Source organism: Mesocryomonas lacus, from assembly GCF_055730135.2.
In genome coordinates this window covers 100613-118639 of the sequence record NZ_JBUZWE020000008.1, presented here as the reverse complement: position 1 = coordinate 118639, position 18027 = coordinate 100613, and the positions used below count along the sequence as shown (strand labels likewise).

The following is an 18027-nucleotide window of genomic DNA, read 5'->3' as shown; positions in this document are numbered from 1 at the left end:
CGATCACAGCCGCCGGGCGGCGACCCTTCCCATGGCCATGAAGGCCTTCTTCTGCTCGGGCGTCGGTTCGCTGCGCATCGGCTCGCGCGAGACCACGCAGACGGCGCCGAGCGGCAGTCCGGTCTCCGGGTCCGAGAAGGGCGCGCCCATGTAGGCGCGCATGCCGTCGCCGGTCACCAGGGGGTTCTCCGAGAAACGGCTGTCGCGTGCAAGGTCCGCGACGACGAGCGGCTCGAGCCCGGTCACCGCATGGGCACAGAAGGAGATGTCACGGGGCACATCGGCAGCATCGATGCCGTGCCGCCCAATGAGGATCACCTTCTCGCTGCCGACCAGCGACACGAAGCCGATCGGCGCGTCCATGATCTCCGCGGCGCTGCGCGCGATGGCGTTCAGCGCATCCGTCGCGCCCGGCGTGATCCCGGAGGCGGCCTGGTCGGCCCGGACCGATCTCTGTTCGTCGTCCACGACGATCGGCGGCTTCGGGTCGGACGGCATGTCGGGGGTGGCCATGACCCGGTTCCGGCCGGTCCGCTTCGCCTCATAGAGCGCTGCGTCCGCCAGCCGTATCATCTCCGCCGGATCGACGCCCTCAGGGGCCTCGGCCTGGCGCGTGGTACAGCCGACGCTGATCGTGACCACACTGTCCGGCGCCTCGTTGCCGCGATGGCGAATGCCGAGGCGCTCGATGGCCGACACGATCCGGTCGCCGACGATCCGGGCCGCCCTTTCGTCGCTGCCCGGAAGGATCACTGCGAACTCTTCGCCGCCGTAGCGGGCGGCCATATCGTGGGAGCGCACGCACTGCTCGACCGCCGCCGCCACCCGCCGCAGGCAGTCGTCTCCGGCCTGGTGCCCGTGCGTATCATTGAACCGCTTGAAGTGATCCACGTCGAGCAGCAGGAGCGACAGAGGCTTGCCATCGCCGGCTGCACGATCCCACTCGAGCGCCATCTTCTCGTCGAACTGCCGCCGGTTGGCGAGCCCGGTCAGGCCGTCCTTGTTGGCCAGCTGCTCCAGGCGGGCATGAACCTTGTCGAGTTCGAGCTCCGCTGCCTTGCGCTTGGTGATGTCGCGCAGGACCACGAGATAGCCGTCCTTCTCGGAAATGCTGCCATAGCGTCCTTCGACCCAGACCTCCCGGCCGCTTTGGTGCCGCAGGCGATAGACCGCCTCTGCCGGCTCCTGACGCTCGCGGCAGGCCGCGACGATCCCCTCGACCAGCGGCCAGTCGTCGGGATGGATGAGATCGCGCGTCTTTTGGCCGATCAGCTCGCTCGGGTCGTAGCCGAGGACCCGGCGGCAGGCCGGCGACACGTATCGACGCGTCAGGTCGCTATCGAGCCGCATGATGATGTCGGACGCGTTGTCGGCCAGCAGCCGGTACTGCGTCTCGTTCTGCAGCGCCGTCTTCTCTGCCCGCGCCCGGTTCGCCAATTCCCGCCGGACCAGAAGCCCCAGGGCCAGCGCGATGACGGACAGCAGAACGAGCACGGCGCCAATCTGCGCGGCTCGGGTCCGCCAGCCAGCATAGACCGCCGCCTCGTCCAGCGCGACATTCATGATCAGCGGCAGGTCACCGACCCGGCCGAACGTATAGATGCGCGGCAGGCCATCGACGGCGGCGACGCCGGAGAACGTGCCCGCACCCTCGGCGATAAAACGGCGGATGTTGCTAGTGGCGGAAAAGTCGCGCCCGATCTGGTCATCGCGGTAGGGCGTTCGCATCAGCATGACGCCCTTGGCCGAGAACAGGTTGATGCTGTCGCCCGGCTGAAGCGCCGCGCGTTCGAACAGGCTGCGGAAATAATCCAGCCTGACCGTGCCGACGACAACGCCCGCAAAGGAACCGTCCGCGCTGTCGATCCGGCGGCTGAGGGCGATCACGACGTCGTCTCCCGTCAGCCGGCGCCGGAACGGGTCGCTGAGGTAGATCCCCTCGACCTTTCCGTCCCGCTGCAGCTGGAAATAGTCGCGATCGGAGAAGTTGTCGGACCGGTGCGGGTTCGCCCCGGCGTCGCGCACCACGTTGCCCGCCGCATCGAGAACGAGAAGGCTGGTGAAATAGGGATCCACCAGCACGCCCTCGAACAGGTAGGCCTGCTGCAGGTCCGGCGCGAGAGAGGCGATCCGGCCGCCCGTCAGCTTCGCCGCAACGCCCGACAGAACCCGGTCGTAATTGCGCAGATTGCCCTCGATGTCCTGCGACAGCACGCGGCGGAGATTATCGGCGTTGGCGACGGCGGTACCATAGGTGTCCCGGCGCATCTCGAGGAGCGCGAACGTCGACGCGCCGCAGAAGCCCATCAACAGGACTGCCAACAGAATCCAAAACCGCCCGCGCTGTAGAAAAGACATCAAACCGAATCCCGACTGGCCTTCGCCGTCTTCGAGTGTGAGTTTGGCGACGCACCGCAAGCACTGGTAGCGATCTTCGATTTTCGATTCGTTACCAGCTAAGATAATATTCAGGGAGACTTCTGTTTGCCGGGCTAAACCGGCACAATTTTATGTGCTTTCGGATCGACCGGACGCCGCGTCGCGCGAGATGTCCTTCGGACAAGCCAGCCTGGTGACTGTCACGCGTGGGACGCTAGCCACAAAAGACTGAGGGAGCAGTTCCCCTGACCCAAGCAGAGGCTGCGTCATTCCTTAAGTTATTTGAGGCTAGACTCTCAGCATCAGCTTTCAGCGGCAGCATCGCATGTCCTACCCCATCCTCGACGACGAAAGTGAGCGCCTAGCCGCGCTCGAAGCGTTTGGCATTCTTGGGACCGCGCCCGAACACGAGTTCGACCGCATCGTTGAAATCGCCTCGCACGTCTTCAGTGTCCCGATCGCCCTCGTTTCGCTGGTGGACCGGGACCGCCAGTTCTTCAAGGCAAACGTCGGCCTTCCCGTCTGCGAGACGAGCCGCGACGTTTCCTTCTGTACCTACGCGATGCTGGGCGACGAGGTGATGGTGGTGCCGGATGCCACCAAGGATTCCCGCTTCGTCTCCAACGCGCTCGTCACAGGCGAGCCGTTCATTCGTTTCTATGCCGGCGCCCCGCTTATTTCGGCCTCGGGCCACCGTCTCGGCAGCCTCTGTCTCATCGACCATCAGCCCCGGCCGGGACTATCAGAGCAGGAGCGCCTGTTCCTCGTGAACCTTGCCTCGCTGGTGATGGACCGCATGGAGTTGCGGCGGCTGGAGCTTGCCAACAGCGCCAGCCGAAGCCAGTTCCAGAACATTGCCATGACGTCGCCGGATGGCATCATCTGCGCGAACGGTCACAACATCATCACGTCCTGGAATAGCGCTGCCGAGCGGATGTTTGGTTATAGCGCGGAGGATGCAGTCGGGCGTTCGCTCGACATGATCGTCCCGCCGGAACTGCGCGCTCAGCACGGCCGCGGGCTTGCCCGCGTCGCAGCCGGCGGCGCCGAGCGCATCATCGGGACCTCTCAGAACCTGATGGCGTGCCGCCGAGACGGCTCCGAGTTTCCGATAGAGCTTTCGCTGTCGCGCTGGGTCGAGAATGGCGAGCCGAAGTTCGGCGCCATCCTGCGGGACGTGACGGCGCGCAAACAGGCCGAGGAGCAACTCCGTTACTCCGCCGAACACGACAGCCTGACCGGCCTCCTCAACCGCGACAGCCTTCACAAGGCGATCGCAAAGGCCTCCGCCGCCGGCGTTTCGATGACGCTTCTCCTTCTCGACCTCGATGGTTTCAAGGACGTGAACGACACTCTGGGCCACGCGGTGGGAGATCAGGTCCTGCAAGTGGTGGCCCGGCGTCTATCGGGCATCATCGGCAAGAACGATCTGCTCGGCCGTCTGGGCGGCGACGAGTTCGTCGTGTTCAGTGCCGGATGGGGCGATCCGCTCTTGGCGGCTTCACTGGGGGAGCAACTCATCTCCTCCATCGAGGCACCCATCGAGCTCGACGAGCAGCCGATCTACATTGGCGCCAGCATCGGAATTGCCACCTCCTGCGACGATGCCGGCGACGCCTCCACCCTTCTGGGCGACGCCGATCTCGCCCTCTACCAGGCGAAGGCCGACGGCCGTCACCGGGTCCGCATCTTCACGCTGGGACTGCGCGCGGCCATGACGACGCGCAGCAGCGTGAGTTCGGGCCTGCGCAAGGCGTGGGAGGAGGAGGAGTTCGAACTCTACTATCAGCCGCAGGTCCGGCTGTCGGACAACAGCCTCTCCGGGGCCGAGGCGCTGATCCGCTGGAACCGCCCCGAACACGGCGTCGTCGCCCCCGGGGCCTTTTTACCGGTCCTCGAAAGCGGCCTTCTGTGTGTTCCCGTGGGCGAATGGGTCTTGCGCACCGCCTGCGCGCAGGCCGCGGCATGGCGAAAGATGGGCCTTGGCGACTTCCGCATCGGGGTGAACCTCTTTGCCGCCCAGTTCCGGACAAACGATCTCGCTGAAACGGTCGAACGGGCGCTGTCCGATCACGATCTCCCGGCAAGGGCGCTCGAACTCGAAATCACCGAAAATACCATCCTGCGCAATGAACGCAGCATCACCAAAACGCTGCATCACCTCAAATCCATCGGCGTGGGCATCGCCTTCGACGATTTCGGAACGGGCTTTGCCTCGCTGAGCATGCTGAAGGACTACCCGGTGACACGCCTCAAGATCGACCGATCGTTCATCCGCGGGATCGGCGGGGATGCCAAGGGCCAGGCGATCGTCGAAGCCGTCATCCGGCTGGCGGCGGGCCTCGATCTCGACGTCATCGCTGAGGGCATAGAGATGGTGGACGAAGCGGATTACCTGCGGGCTATCCGCTGCCCCGAAGCACAAGGATACATGTTCGGCCGCCCCATGAAGGCCGTCCAGTTCGAAGGCCTGTTCTATCCCGCACAATCGGACCGGTGGACGGCCTGATCGAGCCGTTTGCTGGCGACCGGATCAAGCCGGCTGAACGCTACCCCGCGTTGGGAAGCGACCCAAACTAGTGCTTCAAGCGAAACAACGCGGCCAGCTTCTGCGGTTCCCTCGCAAGCCTTCGCAGTCGCGGGCCTCGCAACGGTCGCGGTCATCCCGCGATCGAGGTCGGATGAGCGTCTGGCTCACACTTTCTCCGTCAGTCCCTGAGGCGCCGGGATGACGCCCCGGATCCGCTCCGCCAGCTGGCGCATGGAGACCTCGGTCTTCGACAGAACCTCGTCCGCCGCCGCGTTCAGCGTCCGCCGCTCCTCGCTGGTCAGATTCATCGAGGAGAGGACGACGACGGGAATATCGGCAAGGTCCGGCCGCGCGCGGAGCTCGCCGAGAAAGTCGAAGCCGTCCATGATGGGCATGTTGAGGTCGAGAAGGATGAGATCGGGACGCCTTTCCTCCAGTCGCTCGAGACCGAGCCGGCCATTCGTCGCCGAGGCGAACTCGAAGCCGAGCCGGCGCAGCATGGCGCCATAGCGGCCGAGCGTGTCCTCGTCGTCGTCGATCGCCAGCACCAGCCCGCCGGGGGGCTCGCGAAACCGGTCCATCACGCCCTTCAGCTTATCCCACTCGACGGGCTTCACCAAGTAGTCCGTGGCGCCGAGCGCATAGCCGAGCCGCTTCTCGTCGAGGCTGGAGATCATCACCACCGGAATGCCCGACAGGACCGGGTCCTCCTTCAACTCAGACAGCACCGACCAGCCGTCCTTCTTCGGCATGGTGACGTCGAGCAAGATCACGTCGGGCACGATCGCCCGCGCCATTTCGAGGCCGGACACCCCGTCCGACGCCGTCCGCACGGCATAGCCTTCCTTGGTCAGGAACCGGGTGACGAGGTCACGGGCATGCGGATCGTCATCGATCGCCAGTACGGTCCCGGCGGGACCGGGCAGTGCGGGATCGCCTCCCGTCGGCAGGATCGGCTGGTCATGCTCGTCCTCGGCGACGATCGCGGGGACGCGGATGGTGAAGGTGGTGCCCTTCCCTTCCTCGCTGGCGACGCCGATGTCGCCGCCGAGCAAGCGGCAGAAGGCGCGGGTGATCGCGAGACCGAGACCGGTGCCCCCGAACTTGCGGGTCGTTGTCTCGTCGGCCTGGGCGAAACGCTCGAACAGGCGCTCGACCTGCTCCTGCGTCATGCCGATACCGCTATCGGTCACCGCCAGCGTGATCCAGTCCCGCGACCCGTCCGACTTGCGCTCGGCGGAGAGAGTGATCGTGCCGCTCTCGGTAAACTTCGAGGCGTTCGACAGGAGGTTGAGGAGGCACTGACGGATCTTGACCTGATCGGTGTGCATCTCGCCGAGCGCGCCATTGTGCGCGATGACGAGCTCGTTGGACTTCTTGGCGACCAGCGAGCCGACGGTCGCGGCGACATCGTCGAGCACGGCAGCGAGATCGAAGGTCTCGGCATAGAGGTCCATCCGCTCCGCCTCGATCTTCGACAGGTCGAGCACGTCGTTGATCAGGCTGAGGAGGTGGCGGGCATTGCTCTCGATCTTCTTGAGGTCCGGCAGGAGATGGCTGTGCCCGAGATCCTCGACCTCTTCCTCCAGCATTTCGGCATAGCCTATCACCGCCGACAGCGGCGTGCGCAGCTCATGGCTCATATTGGCAATGAACTGGCTCTTGGCCCGGTTGGCGTTCTCGGCAACTTCCTTGGCCGCCAGGAACTCTTCCTCGAGCGCGCGCTGCTTGGTAACGTCGGTATGCGTGCCGAACCAGCGCAGGATACGTCCGTCCTCGCCCAGGATCGGCACCGCCTGCCCAAGGAACCAACGCAGGCTTCCATCCGCCGCCGTCAGCGGGAAGGTATCCTCCCAAGGCTCACCGGAGGCGAAGGCGGCGCGGTAGCTGGCATCGACGCGCTCGGCATGGTCCGCAGCGATGACCGTCGACCAGCCTTCCGCGGCCATCCGTTCGGCGTTGGTGCCGGTGTAGTCGAACCAACGCCGGTTGTGCCAAAAAATCTCGCCGGACGGCCGCGCCATCCAGGCAAGCTGCGGAATGTTGTCGGCGACTGCGGTCAGGCGGTGGCTGGTTTCGCTAAGCTCCGTGGCGGTGCGCAACTGCTCTGTCGTATCCAGCACGAAGACGCCGACGCCATGGGCGCCGGCTGTCGCCCCCTTGGTCGGGAAGGCCGAGATGACCGCCCGGCGCTCCCCGCCTTCGCCGAACGCAAAGGCCCGGTCGGTAACGGTTTCCTTTGATTCGAGCACACGGTTTAGGATCGGCAGGAGCCAGTCCTTGGCCTTGTCGGTTCCGGTCGAGGCAATGATCCCGGCAAACTCGCGGTTGGCGCGCACCAGATGGCGGTCGGCGTCGAAAAAGGCCGTGCCGACCGGGGCGGCCTCCAGCAGATCGCTGAGGAGGTCGGCGGCGGCCCGCAGCTGCCTCTGCCTTCGCCGGGCGATGGTAACGAGGTAGAAGGCGGCAGCGATGGCGGGAAGGAAGAGGCCTACCTGGAGCCAGGTCAGGAAGCGCTCGAAACGGGTATTGCCGTCGATGACGTCGCGGGACGCCTGCTTCATCTCGCCGGTCGCCTCGCGCAACTGGCCCATGATCTCCCGGCCGACCCCGCCGGTGATCAACGCCGAAGCGGCCGCAAAGCCTTGCTCTCCGCGGGTTGCGACCACCGAGTCGATGAAATCCATCTGCTGCTGCGCAAGATCCTGGATCACCTCAAGTTCCTCGCCGTCGGCCGAGGCGCTGGCCAGCGTCTGCGTCACCGCATCCAGCGAGACGGGAAATGTCTCTGCGGCCTGACGGTAAGGCTCGAGAAAAGCGTCGGTGCCGGACAGCACATAGCCCCGCATGCTGCTCTGGGCTGTCGTGACCGTCGCCTGCAGGTCGGACAAAGCCACATTCAGCGCCGCCTGCGCATTGCTCGACATGCTCCGGGCATGGCTGGCCCAAAGGCTCCAGGCGAACAGCGGAACGGTCACCACCAGAACGATGATACTGGCAACGAACCCTGCGGAATCAGCGCGGCGACCGGGGGCTATACCGCGACGGGCGGCACCCAACATATTGATCGCCATGGAGCGGCGGTATCCTTGTCTGGCGACGGATGCCGAAACGGCAACGCGCACGATTACGTGAGGCTAACTGCTTCATGATACACGCAGAACCGCCCGAGGTTCCGGCATTTTGATCGCTGCCCATTTCTTCGTCTAGCAGATGTGATCAAAGCGGGGTGATAAATTGCCTGCCTAGGGGCGTTGGGAAACGCGAACACCGGATGCAAAGCCTTGAAGGCCCAAGTCGCCGCGTGCGGCAAGTTTTCCCCGCCGTCGGCCCCTGTCGCGCCGTCCAGCCACCCGCATGACCGCGGCGCAGGATTAGGCTCGACGGAGCGTCGCCGAGACGCCCCGCCGGTCCGGCGTCAGGCTTCGTGATGGCTCTCGCGACGAACATCCGCCGACTTCACACCATCCTTGCGGTCGACGGATACGTCGGCGCGCGTGTCCCTGCGGTCCATCGAGGGCGACAGGATGTCGACGGTCGCTCCACCCGACGACACCTCTCCGCGGCCAGAGACGTCGGCGACGTAGGAGCGGACGCGCGCGCGGCCGTGGCTGACGTCGCGCGTTCCAAGCCGAGGATTCGCATCGGCCATTGCCCCGGTGTCGGCATGATCCGTGCCGAGCGTATCCTGCCGGACGGGCCTGCTGCTTTCACTCGAAGAAGAGTGCCTCGGACGAACGCCCGAAAGCGCATTTAGGCGCTCGATCGAGCCGATCGCATAGTCGGTCAGACGATTCCAGCCATCCGCCTCCCAGGACGAGGCCCTTTCGTCAAGGTCTGCGGCCCCCTCCGCCTCGAGGATATCGGAGACCGCATCGAACTGGGCATCGGGACAGGTCACCGTCACGACGGACCCGCCGCGTCGAACACCTTCGGCATAGGTGTCGCGGTCCTCGTCGCCCATGAAGAAGTCCGCAAGCGATGCGAGGAAACCCTTATCCGCGGGCTCGCCGGCGGAAGCGGTTCCGTCGTGCAGGGCGACGTTCGCGCCGGCAATGCCGAGGTGCGCCAGCCTGTCGACGGCGGCCTGGGCCTGCGTGCGGGTGTCGAAATAGGCGGTAATGGTCTGTGTCATGGCATGGTCTCCCCTTTGTCTTCGATGGGCTGCAAGTCTTGGTCGCCGCTGGTTCCCCCAGCCATTGGCGGATTCAATGGGACCGTCGGTTCAGCTGGCCTCGCCGATGCGCTGCGGCGGACGTGGATTTCTTCGCGCAGGAACAATCGCTTGGTAACCACGAGGACCTCCTCGACGAGTGAGATGATCGTGACATCCCCCTCCTGTCGAACCCGGGGCGCCTCATCGACCTCCCGGTCCACTCGAACCCGCGTTACCTCCACGGGTGCCGCATCGAGGTCATGAACGGTGGCGTGAACTGACGTTTCGGTCCCGGCAGTCTTCGGCATCCCCAACCCGCCGGTCGCCACCGTGATCCCGTCGATCCGCACCATTTCTTCCCGGCGAAGAACGACAGGAGGCGTAACCGGCGCCTGATCACCGCAAGGCATTCAGGCCGTCCGGCGCGAGGGCATCAGGCGGTCGGCCCGGAAGGGATGGCCAAGGTCCGGACGCTGGCCGAGCCAACCCGTGATGGCCCGGGGAACAACGACAAGGCCGGCGATCCGGGTGCTTGCTAGAACGTTGCCGAGCACGATCCTGCGCGCGTCGCCTCCGCCTTCTGACGAAAGCTTTTCAGCTTTGGCTGTGCTGGGAATCGCGATCGCATTCCTTGTCTCGTCGATCATCTGCTGTCTCCTCCATCCACGGGGACGTTCGACGGCGCGATGACGCGGCGAACGCCCCGATAGGACCGTCAAAGCCTGCGCTAAAGTGCAGCATGGCCCGTAGGTCACGAAAAAGATGGAGCGGCGTGACCAGATCAAAAAGGCTTAAAAGAACCAATTCGTATGGCTACTATTGGCTCTTCTTGGGATCTTTGGGGTCCTTGCGGGATGAACGCCCTGTCAGGCCGCGCTGGCGGGCCCAGACCACGGCGGCGCCGCGGCGCGCGACCTGAATCTTGCGGTACAGCGATCCGATGTGGTTGCGCACCGTATGCCGCGACAGGTTCAGCGTGGACGAGATGTCGGCATCGCTCAGCCCCTCGCAGATAAGCTCAAGCACCTCGCGCTCGCGGTGCGACAGCATGTCGAGTTCCGGGCTTGCAGCTTGGCCAGGCGTTCCAGAACGGGCATTCGCCAGTTTCTCGACGATCTTGCGGCTGAACCAGGTGGCATCCATCATCACCGCGTCGATGGCCTCGATCAGGTCGACCTCGGTCTTCTTCAATTCGGTCACGTCCGAGATGATGCTGAGAATGCAGTCTGCGTCGTCGATGACGATCCGTTCCGCGGCCAGCCGGCAGTCGCGTTCCGATCCATCGGCATGGCGGATGCGGAAATCGAGATCGCGCACCGACCCGTTTTCGAGAACCTGTCTCTCGAACGCAGTCCGGACCTCTGGATCGGCCCAGATATGAAGGTCCGGCGCGGAACGGCCGATAATCTGTTCGCGCCCGTATCCCGTCAGTGCGGTATAGGCGGCGTTGACTTCGATGAAGCGGAAGCCCTCGAGCCGGCTGATGGCGGAGGCGACCGGCGACAGCTTGAAGGCCTTCGAGAACCGCTCTTCGCTCTCGCGCAGCGCCTTTTCGGCGCGCCGCCGTGGCTCGAGATCGGCGAAAGTGAACAGCATGCAAGGCTCGTCCGACAGCTCGATGGGCTGTCCAGCGACAAGGACGCACTTGGTCGACCCGTCCGGCAGCGTGAGATCGGATTCATTTTGCGGAATGGTCTTTCCCTCGCGCAGGCATTCCAGGGCATTGTCGCGCCCCCGCGAGCCCGCCAGCACGTCGAACTCCAGGGCGGTGCGGCCCAGGATATCGTCCGGGGAGAAGCCGGTCATGTCGAGGAAACCGCGGTTCACCCGGACGAAGCACTGGTCGGAGATGCGGCAGATCATGGCGGGTGCCGGATTGGCGTTAAAGGCGCTCTCAAAACGGTCCTCGGCGTCGTAGCGCGCGGTCTCGTCCTCGACGATGAGCACCAGGAAATCAGGTTCGCCATTCTCCCGGGTGATGACCTGAAAGCGCAAGGCATGGACGCGGGTCTCGTCCGGTTCGCCGTCCAGCCGAACCTCGGCGATAGACGGCTCGCAGACCTCACCCGCCATGGCCCGGGCAACCGATAGGCCTGCCTCGCCGTCGGCATGCCGGTCGCGGGCCGTCAGCCTGAAGCGTTTGCGAAAATCCTCGATGTCGAAGCCGAGATCCTCGATCCGGTCGGCTCCGTACATCTTGAGCACGGCTTGGTTCGCCCAGACGATGCGCTGATCGAGACCGACGAGGATCACACCGTCGCGCAGACCCGCAAACAGCTGATGGAGCTGATGGTGTGTCCGGTCCTTCGCGGCGGATGACTTCGTCATAGCGGCACTCTCAGGCAGAGCTTGGCAGGTATCGGCAAGAAGGCCCACGGCGCCGGTCGGACACCCGCGGGCCTTCTCACCGGTGTTTGCGCCTCAGGCGGACTGGGGGATGACGCTGATCAGCTCGTCCTCGCCCGGTGCCTTCGACGGCTTCAGCTTCAAGGCCTGGTCAGGCTCGACGCCCCGGCTGCGGGAGCGCGGCTCCAGCGTCACCGTCTCGCCGGTTTCGAGCGAGCGCTCGACCGCGGCGAGCACCCGCATGTCCATAAGCCCCTCTTCGCCATCCGCCTCGGGATCGCGCCCATCGAGGATGCAGGCCGAAAAGTACTCCGTCTCGTTGCCGAACTGGTCGACCGGATCGAACGCGTGCTCCTTCTTGGTCTTTTCCACCGTCTCGACATAGGTGATGCTGGTCGTCGCGCCGAACATAAAGCACGGGGAGGCGTAGATGCTGGCCTTGGTGCCCATCAGATCGAAGGACTCCGATGCAGCCACCGCGTAGCTGACGGTGAACTGCGCGACGCGCTCCTGCGGGAAGAGCAGCGTCACGGCGACCGTGTCGTGGAAATTGAAGCCGCGGCTCGGCGTCTTCGTGCCGACGGCATGCACGGCGATGGGCTCGGCGCCGAAGAGGTTGCGCACGGCATTGAGAGGATAGGTGCCCATGTCCGGCACCGGGCCGCCCCAGTAGCCGTTGTGGCCGCGCGAGTTCTTCTCGGCGACGTCCTGGGTGAAGGTCGACACGAAGCTGCGGAGCTCGCCGAATTCGCCGTTGCGGGCGCGGGTGATCATCTCGACCGTGCCGGGCTCGTGGTGGAGGCGGTAGGCGATCATCAGCTTGGCGCCGCTCTTCTTCTGGGCGGCGATGATCTGTTCGGCTTCCTCGACGCTCGACGCCATCGGCTTCTCGAGCAGCACGTGAATGCCGGCTTCCAGCGCCGGGACGGCATACTCCAGATGGAGGAAGTTGGGGGTCGCAACATAGACGGCGTCGATCTCGCCGGAGGCCAGGAGCTCGCCATACTGCTCATAGCGCCAGGCCTTGATGCCATAGAGCTTGGCCAGCTTGTCGGCCTTGGCGGGATCGCCGGTGACCAGCGCCACCAGCTCCGAATTGCCGGTCTGGCCGATGCCGGGCATGAAAGCCTGCTGCGAGATCTGTCCGCCACCGACGACGGCATAGCGGATTTTCTTTTTCATTCCGAACATGGGGCTCTCGTTTGGGGAGGTGAAAAGTGGGGTCGAGGGTCGAAAGGGCGGGACCGGTCAATTGTTCCCCGGTACCAGCCCAGCGGGCCCGCCAGTGCGCCGAGCCGGATCGTCTGCAGGAGCGCAGCGAACGGCGTCGGATAGGTCCGCGGAGCACGTCGACGTTGGAGAGGGTGGTGATGGTGTTCGTGCCGGTTTCGCGGGGCGGATCGGCCTGACGCATAGCGCCTGATGCTGCCGTCGGACGCTTGAAGCCGACACCTACGCATGACTCCTACGCTAACTTTACGCCTAAGCCTGAAGCCTGAAGCCTGAAGCCTGAAGCCTGAAGCCTGGAGCCTGGAGCCTACGCTTACACTTCCACAGTTTGCACTGCCACTTCAGCGTCGTCATCCCGGGCTTGACCTCTGCGAAACCGCTGGTTTTCGCTGGGATCCATTCCAAATCGCCGTCACGATCGAGAACGGCGGACCGGTGTGATTGAACCGGAGCGGCGGAATGAGCGCTGAGGAATGGATCCCGGGTCAAGCCCGGGATGACGAAATTTCAACGACTACGCCAAGGAGGGAGACGCAACAGGGTAAGCTTACGCGCAGGGGAAGGCGGAGCAGGCCCACCCCGCCGGCGTTAGTCAGGCCACTCGTGATCTTCACCGTATCGACCACACCACCTCCGCGCTGATCGTATCTTGGCCCTCACGCCGAACCGCCTCTCGCGCCGCCTGTCCTCACCGCGAGATGCGTACGCCACCGAACCGAGACGCCGTGTGGCTCACGTTCCGCGGAGCCCGAGGAACCTCTTCCTTTCCTTTGAGATTGGCAGGAACCGTTCACCAGAAGGAAAGCCCGCCTTTCCTCCTGGCTCTTGCCAAAGACCCTCGCGTCGCCGGCCCCATTTCCGCGTTAGGATTTCCGGATGAAGACACTTCCCATCATGCTGCTGGCTGGCTTCGCCGCCTGCTCCATCCCCGCGATCGCCGCCGCGCAGCAAGCTTCCGCCCCGGCCGCCCGGCTCGAGCAGGTCGCCGCCTTCCCGCACCAAGTCACCGGCGTCACCGTTGCCGAAGACGGACGCATCTTCGTGAACTTCCCGCGCTGGACGGAGGATTCCCCTGTGTCGGTTGCCGAGGTGATGAAGGACGGCAGCATCAAGCCCTACCCGGATGACGGCTGGAACAGCTGGCGCAATGCCCGCAAGGACGAGATGACGGCGGTCGATCACTGGATCTGCGTCCAGAGCGTCGTCGCCGACGGCCGCGGCAGCCTCTGGGTGCTCGATCCCGCAGCGCCGGCGCAAGGCACGCTGGTGCCGACCGGGCCGAAGCTCGTGAAGATCGATCTGAAGACCAACGCCGTCGCCCAGACCATCGCCTTCGACGAGACGGCGGCGCCACAAGGCTCCTACCTCAACGACGTCCGTTTTTCGCCTGATGGCAAATACGCCTACATCACCGATTCCGGCGCCAAGGGAGCGCTGCTGGTCGTCGATCTTGCGGCCGGCAAGGCCAAGCGTCTGCTCGACGGGCACCCCTCGACGCAGCCCGAAAAGGGCCTCGTCGTCACGGCCGACGGCAAGCCGGTGCGCCGGCCCGACGGCCGAGGCGTGGAGTTTGCGGCCGACGGGATCGCGCTGACGCCGGACGGCAAGACGCTGTACTGGCAAGCCATCAAGGGCAAGACGCTCTACCGCGTACCGACCGAAGCGCTCGTCGCAAGCCTTGCAGACGGCAAGGATGTCGCCGCCAGCATCGAGCCTTACGGTGAAAACGGCGTGGCCGATGGCCTGATCATCGGAAGAGAGAGCGGGCACATGTACGTCTCCGCCCCGGAGGAGGATGCGGTCAAGATCCGCGACCTCGCGGCCGGCCCTTCGGCCAAGCCCGAAATGCTGGTCAAGGACGCCCGTCTCCGCTGGCCCGACACGTTCGGAGAAGGGCCGGACGGGACGGTCTACGTCACGTCCTCGCACATCCAGGACTCGGCCTTCTACAAGCCGGGGGCACCGGCAAGCCTGCCGACGGAACTGTGGCGCATCGTCTTCGACAAGGCCGCAGACGGCGCGGCAGCGAAGCCGTAACGCAACCGGAAGCTGGCAGTGCGACGGCGCCATAGCGGCGCACTGTCTTCACAGCGAGCCGCCATCCGAGGACGGAGATTCCGTCCGCGGACGGCGGCTTTGCTTTACCGGCGGATGTCGCCGTTATCGGACAGCACGCCGGCGCTTTGGAAGAAGACGATGGCCGCGTTGATGTCGGCCTGGATGGCAGCGTCGGCTGCGGCGCCATCCCGCCGCTCGATCGCGGCGAGAATGTCGTAGCGATGGGCGATCATCGCCTCGCCGCCGCTGGCGTAGACCGAGGCGATGAGCGGCCCCATGCGCAGCCAGAGACTCTGGATCATGCCGTGCAGCACCGGCAGGCCGGCGGCCTCCGAAATACCGAAATGGAAGGCTCGGTTGAGCCGCACCGCCGCGGCGACGTCGCCAGACGAGCGCGCGGCCTCGTTCTCCTCGACGATCCCCGCCAGCATGGCGACGCCTGCCGGGTCGATGACGTCAGCGGCGAGCCTGGCGGCAAGCCCCTCCAGCCGCAACCGGATCAGACGAACCTCGTCCAGCTGGTGAGCCGTCATGCGCGGCACCCGGATATCCTTCGGGCCGCGCCACTCCAGTGCATGCGCCTCGACGAGCCGCAATATTGCGTCGCGCACGGGCGTCACGCTGACGCCGAGCTGGTCGGACAGGGTCCGGATGCGCAGCTTGTCGTCCGGCTTCAGCACGCCGTCGGTCAACGCCTGCGACAGCCGCGCATAGACCCCCTCGTAGAGATTGCGCCGGTCCATCGGCTGAAACTCGTCCATCGCCTTCCGTTCTTCTCCGGCCTGTCTCTGCTGGCTGGTCGAAACCGAACCGCCACCAACTGAGGCTCGCCCCCAATCTTGACGCATGATGCATCAGAAAGCTATCGTGTGCACGTCGCTCGTGTGGAGCGCCCTCTCCCCGCTGGACACATGATGCAACAGCCGCCGGAAGACGACATCCTGAACGCCCATTGGGAACTCTGCGGGATGGCGGAGGTCGAGGCGTTGGCTGCCTCCGTCTTCGGCGTCACGGGCGAGGCCAAGCGCCTTTCGAGCGAGCGCGACGAGACCTTCAGGATCACATCCGAGCACGGCCGCTTCACGCTGAAGATCGCCAATCCGCTCGAGGACGTCCGCTCCCTCGATTTTCAGGCCGACGTGCTGCTGCACCTGGAAGTCATGCCGCTGCAGGTCCCCGTGCCGAAGATGGTGAGAACGCTCGGCGGCGAGACGAGCTATGCCTTGCACACGGCGGGCGGAAGCCGCCGCTTGCGGATGATGACCTATCTCGACGGTGAATTGCTGGGCGCGACGCCGGCCAATCCCCAGCTTTGCCACCAGCTGGGGCTGGCGCTCGGCAGCCTGTCGGCGGGCCTTGCCGGCGCAACGGCGCGGCCGCCGGTGGGAAAGCTTCTCTGGGACCTCTCGCATTTCGCCGACCTCGCCTCGCTCGTCGGCTTCGTCGCCCCGGAGCGGCGGCCGGGCGTCGAGGCGGTCCTCGACCGCTTCCGCCGAACCGTCCTTCCCGTGCTCGGCGACCTTCCGGCGCAGGTGATCCACAACGACTTCAATCCCTACAATGTCCTCGTCGATCCCGCCGCACTGGATATCGTCTCCGGGATCATCGACTTCGGCGACATGGTGTTCGGGCCGCGGGTGGCGGATCTCGCGGTGGCGGCATCCTACCAGGTGTGGAGCGAGGATTGGGCCGAGAAGCTCGCCGCCCTGCTCAGCGGCTTCTCGGCGCGGCGACCGCTGGAGACGATCGAGATCGACGCCTTGCCGACCCTCATCGCCGCGCGGCTGGCGATGACGGTGCTCATCACCGAATGGCGGGCGAGCCTTCGCCCGGCGGAAAGGGATTACATCCTGCGCAACCACCGCACCGCCTGGGGCGGCTTGCAGCGCCTGTCCGCCGTCCCGGACGCCGACCTCCACCGCCTCATCCACGACAGTTGCAAGGCCTAATCCGATGACGATGGTCAATGCTTTCAGCGCGGACGATTTCGCCCGCCTCAGCCCGGACGAGCAGAAGCTGATCGAGCGGCGAGAGAAGGTCATGGGACCGGCCTACCGCTTGTTCTACGAGCGCCCGATCCACATTGTCCGGGGCGACGGCGTCTGGCTCTACGACAAGGCCGGCGACGCCTATCTCGACGCCTACAACAACGTCGCCTCGCTCGGCCATTGCCATCCCGGCGTCGTCGAGGCGATCACCCACCAGACCGCCATCCTCAACACCCACACCCGCTACCTCCACGACAGCGTGGTCGACTATGCCGAGCGGCTGACGGCGACGTTTCCGGCCTATCTCAGCCAGGTCATGCTGACCTGCACCGGCAGCGAGGCGAACGACCTCGCCGTGCGGGTGGCGCGCTCCGTCACCGGCGGCACCGGCATTATCGTCACGAGCCTCGCCTATCACGGCGTGACCGCGACGGTTGCCGAGTTCTCGCCATCGCTCGGCTCGTCCGTCGCGCTCGGGGCCCACGTGCGCACGGTCGCGCCCCCCGATCCCTACCGCCAGTCGCCGGAAGAAGCCCGCGAGCGGTTCGGCCGCGACGTGCAGCACGCGATCGACGATCTCCGGCGCCATGGCATCCAGCCGGCGCTCCTCATCGCCGACACCATCTTCTCTAGCGACGGCGTAATCCCGGAGCCCAAGGGGTTCCTCGCGCCGGCGGTCGAGGCGATCCGCCGCGCCGGTGGACTGTTTGTCGCCGACGAGGTGCAGCCAGGCTTCGGGCGCACCGGCGACACGATGTGGGGCTTCGAGCGCCATGGCGTCGAGCCCGACATGGTGACGCTCGGCAAGCCGATGGGCAACGGCTACCCCATGGCCGGCCTCGTGGTGAAGCCCGCGGTGATCGCCGAATTCGGCAAGCGCAGCCGCTACTTCAACACCTTCGGCGGCAATCCCGTCGCCGCATCCGCGGGCATCGCCGTCCTCGATGCCTTGGCCAACGAGCGCCTACAGGAGAACGCCCGGACAGTCGGCGCCTATCTCTGCGAAGGCCTCTCGGCGCTGGCGAAAGAGTATCCCGCCATCGGCGACGTCCGCGGCGCCGGCCTGTTCATCGGCGTCGAAATGGTCTCCGATCCCGAGACGAAGACGCCCGACGCCGCCGTCACCACCCGGCTGGTCAATGGCCTGCGCGCACGGCGCGTGCTGATCTCGGCCTCCGGCCCGCACGCCAACGTCCTGAAGATTCGTCCGCCCCTGGTGTTCTCGCGCGACAACGCCGACACTTTGATCGCCGCGATGCGCGATACGCTGCAGGCGATGTAACCATCTGCCCGCCCCCCTTTTCCCCGCCCCCTTTCCCCCCGCCGGACGCATCGCCAGA

General features: G+C 65.5%; 12 protein-coding genes. 4 read left to right on the top strand and 8 right to left on the bottom strand.

Annotation, left to right across the window (positions count from 1 at the left end; genetic code table 11):
* Positions 1–3 precede the first annotated feature (3 nt).
* Complete coding sequence (locus tag ACZLZY_RS14050) at positions 4–2322, bottom strand: diguanylate cyclase (protein WP_472934837.1); 2319 nt, start codon at positions 2320–2322, stop codon at positions 4–6.
* A gap of 382 nt (positions 2323–2704) precedes the next feature.
* On the opposite strand from ACZLZY_RS14050, the gene ACZLZY_RS14045 reads away from it, so the two are divergent.
* A complete protein-coding gene (locus ACZLZY_RS14045) occupies positions 2705–4888 on the top strand; it encodes a putative bifunctional diguanylate cyclase/phosphodiesterase (RefSeq protein WP_472934836.1) in 2184 nt (727 codons plus the stop codon).
* A gap of 185 nt (positions 4889–5073) precedes the next feature.
* Here the strand turns inward: ACZLZY_RS14045 and ACZLZY_RS14040 are convergent, their stop codons facing one another.
* The 6 genes from ACZLZY_RS14040 to ACZLZY_RS14015 form a co-directional block, all read right to left on the bottom strand.
* The gene (locus ACZLZY_RS14040) at positions 5074–7983 is read right to left on the bottom strand and encodes a response regulator (RefSeq protein WP_472934835.1); all 2910 of its coding nucleotides are present in this window, start codon (positions 7981–7983) and stop codon (positions 5074–5076) included.
* Between the two features lie 344 nt (positions 7984–8327).
* Positions 8328–9044: a hypothetical protein gene (locus ACZLZY_RS14035; protein ID WP_472934834.1), complete on the bottom strand. Its 717-nt coding sequence runs from the start codon at positions 9042–9044 to the stop codon at positions 8328–8330.
* Entirely contained in the window at positions 9041–9418 is a 378-nt protein-coding gene (locus ACZLZY_RS14030) for a DUF2382 domain-containing protein (RefSeq protein WP_472934833.1), read from the bottom strand. The genes ACZLZY_RS14035 and ACZLZY_RS14030 overlap by 4 nt, the downstream gene beginning before the upstream one ends.
* A gap of 57 nt (positions 9419–9475) precedes the next feature.
* A complete protein-coding gene (locus ACZLZY_RS14025) occupies positions 9476–9712 on the bottom strand; it encodes a hypothetical protein (protein ID WP_472934832.1) in 237 nt (78 codons plus the stop codon).
* A 169-nt stretch (positions 9713–9881) separates the two neighbouring features.
* The gene (locus tag ACZLZY_RS14020) at positions 9882–11393 is read right to left on the bottom strand and encodes a PAS domain S-box protein (protein WP_472934831.1); all 1512 of its coding nucleotides are present in this window, start codon (positions 11391–11393) and stop codon (positions 9882–9884) included.
* A gap of 93 nt (positions 11394–11486) precedes the next feature.
* Entirely contained in the window at positions 11487–12602 is a 1116-nt protein-coding gene (locus ACZLZY_RS14015; protein ID WP_472934830.1) for a Gfo/Idh/MocA family protein, read from the bottom strand.
* Between the two features lie 915 nt (positions 12603–13517).
* Here ACZLZY_RS14015 and ACZLZY_RS14010 point away from each other — a divergent pair.
* Complete coding sequence (locus tag ACZLZY_RS14010) at positions 13518–14678, top strand: SMP-30/gluconolactonase/LRE family protein (protein WP_472934829.1); 1161 nt, start codon at positions 13518–13520, stop codon at positions 14676–14678.
* Positions 14679–14782: 104 nt separating this feature from the next.
* Here ACZLZY_RS14010 and ACZLZY_RS14005 read toward each other — a convergent pair whose 3' ends face one another.
* On the bottom strand, positions 14783–15460 hold the full coding sequence (locus tag ACZLZY_RS14005; protein WP_472934828.1) for a GntR family transcriptional regulator: 678 nt from the start codon (positions 15458–15460) through the stop codon (positions 14783–14785).
* Between the two features lie 153 nt (positions 15461–15613).
* Between ACZLZY_RS14005 and ACZLZY_RS14000 the strand changes: the two genes are divergently transcribed.
* Both ACZLZY_RS14000 and ACZLZY_RS13995 read left to right on the top strand, forming a co-directional pair.
* A complete protein-coding gene (locus tag ACZLZY_RS14000) occupies positions 15614–16648 on the top strand; it encodes a phosphotransferase (RefSeq protein ID WP_472934827.1) in 1035 nt (344 codons plus the stop codon).
* A gap of 4 nt (positions 16649–16652) precedes the next feature.
* Positions 16653–17969 carry an aspartate aminotransferase family protein gene (locus ACZLZY_RS13995; protein WP_472934826.1) on the top strand — a complete coding sequence of 439 codons (1317 nt, stop codon included), beginning with the start codon at positions 16653–16655 and terminating at the stop codon, positions 17967–17969.
* The last annotated feature ends 58 nt before the right edge of the window (positions 17970–18027 follow it).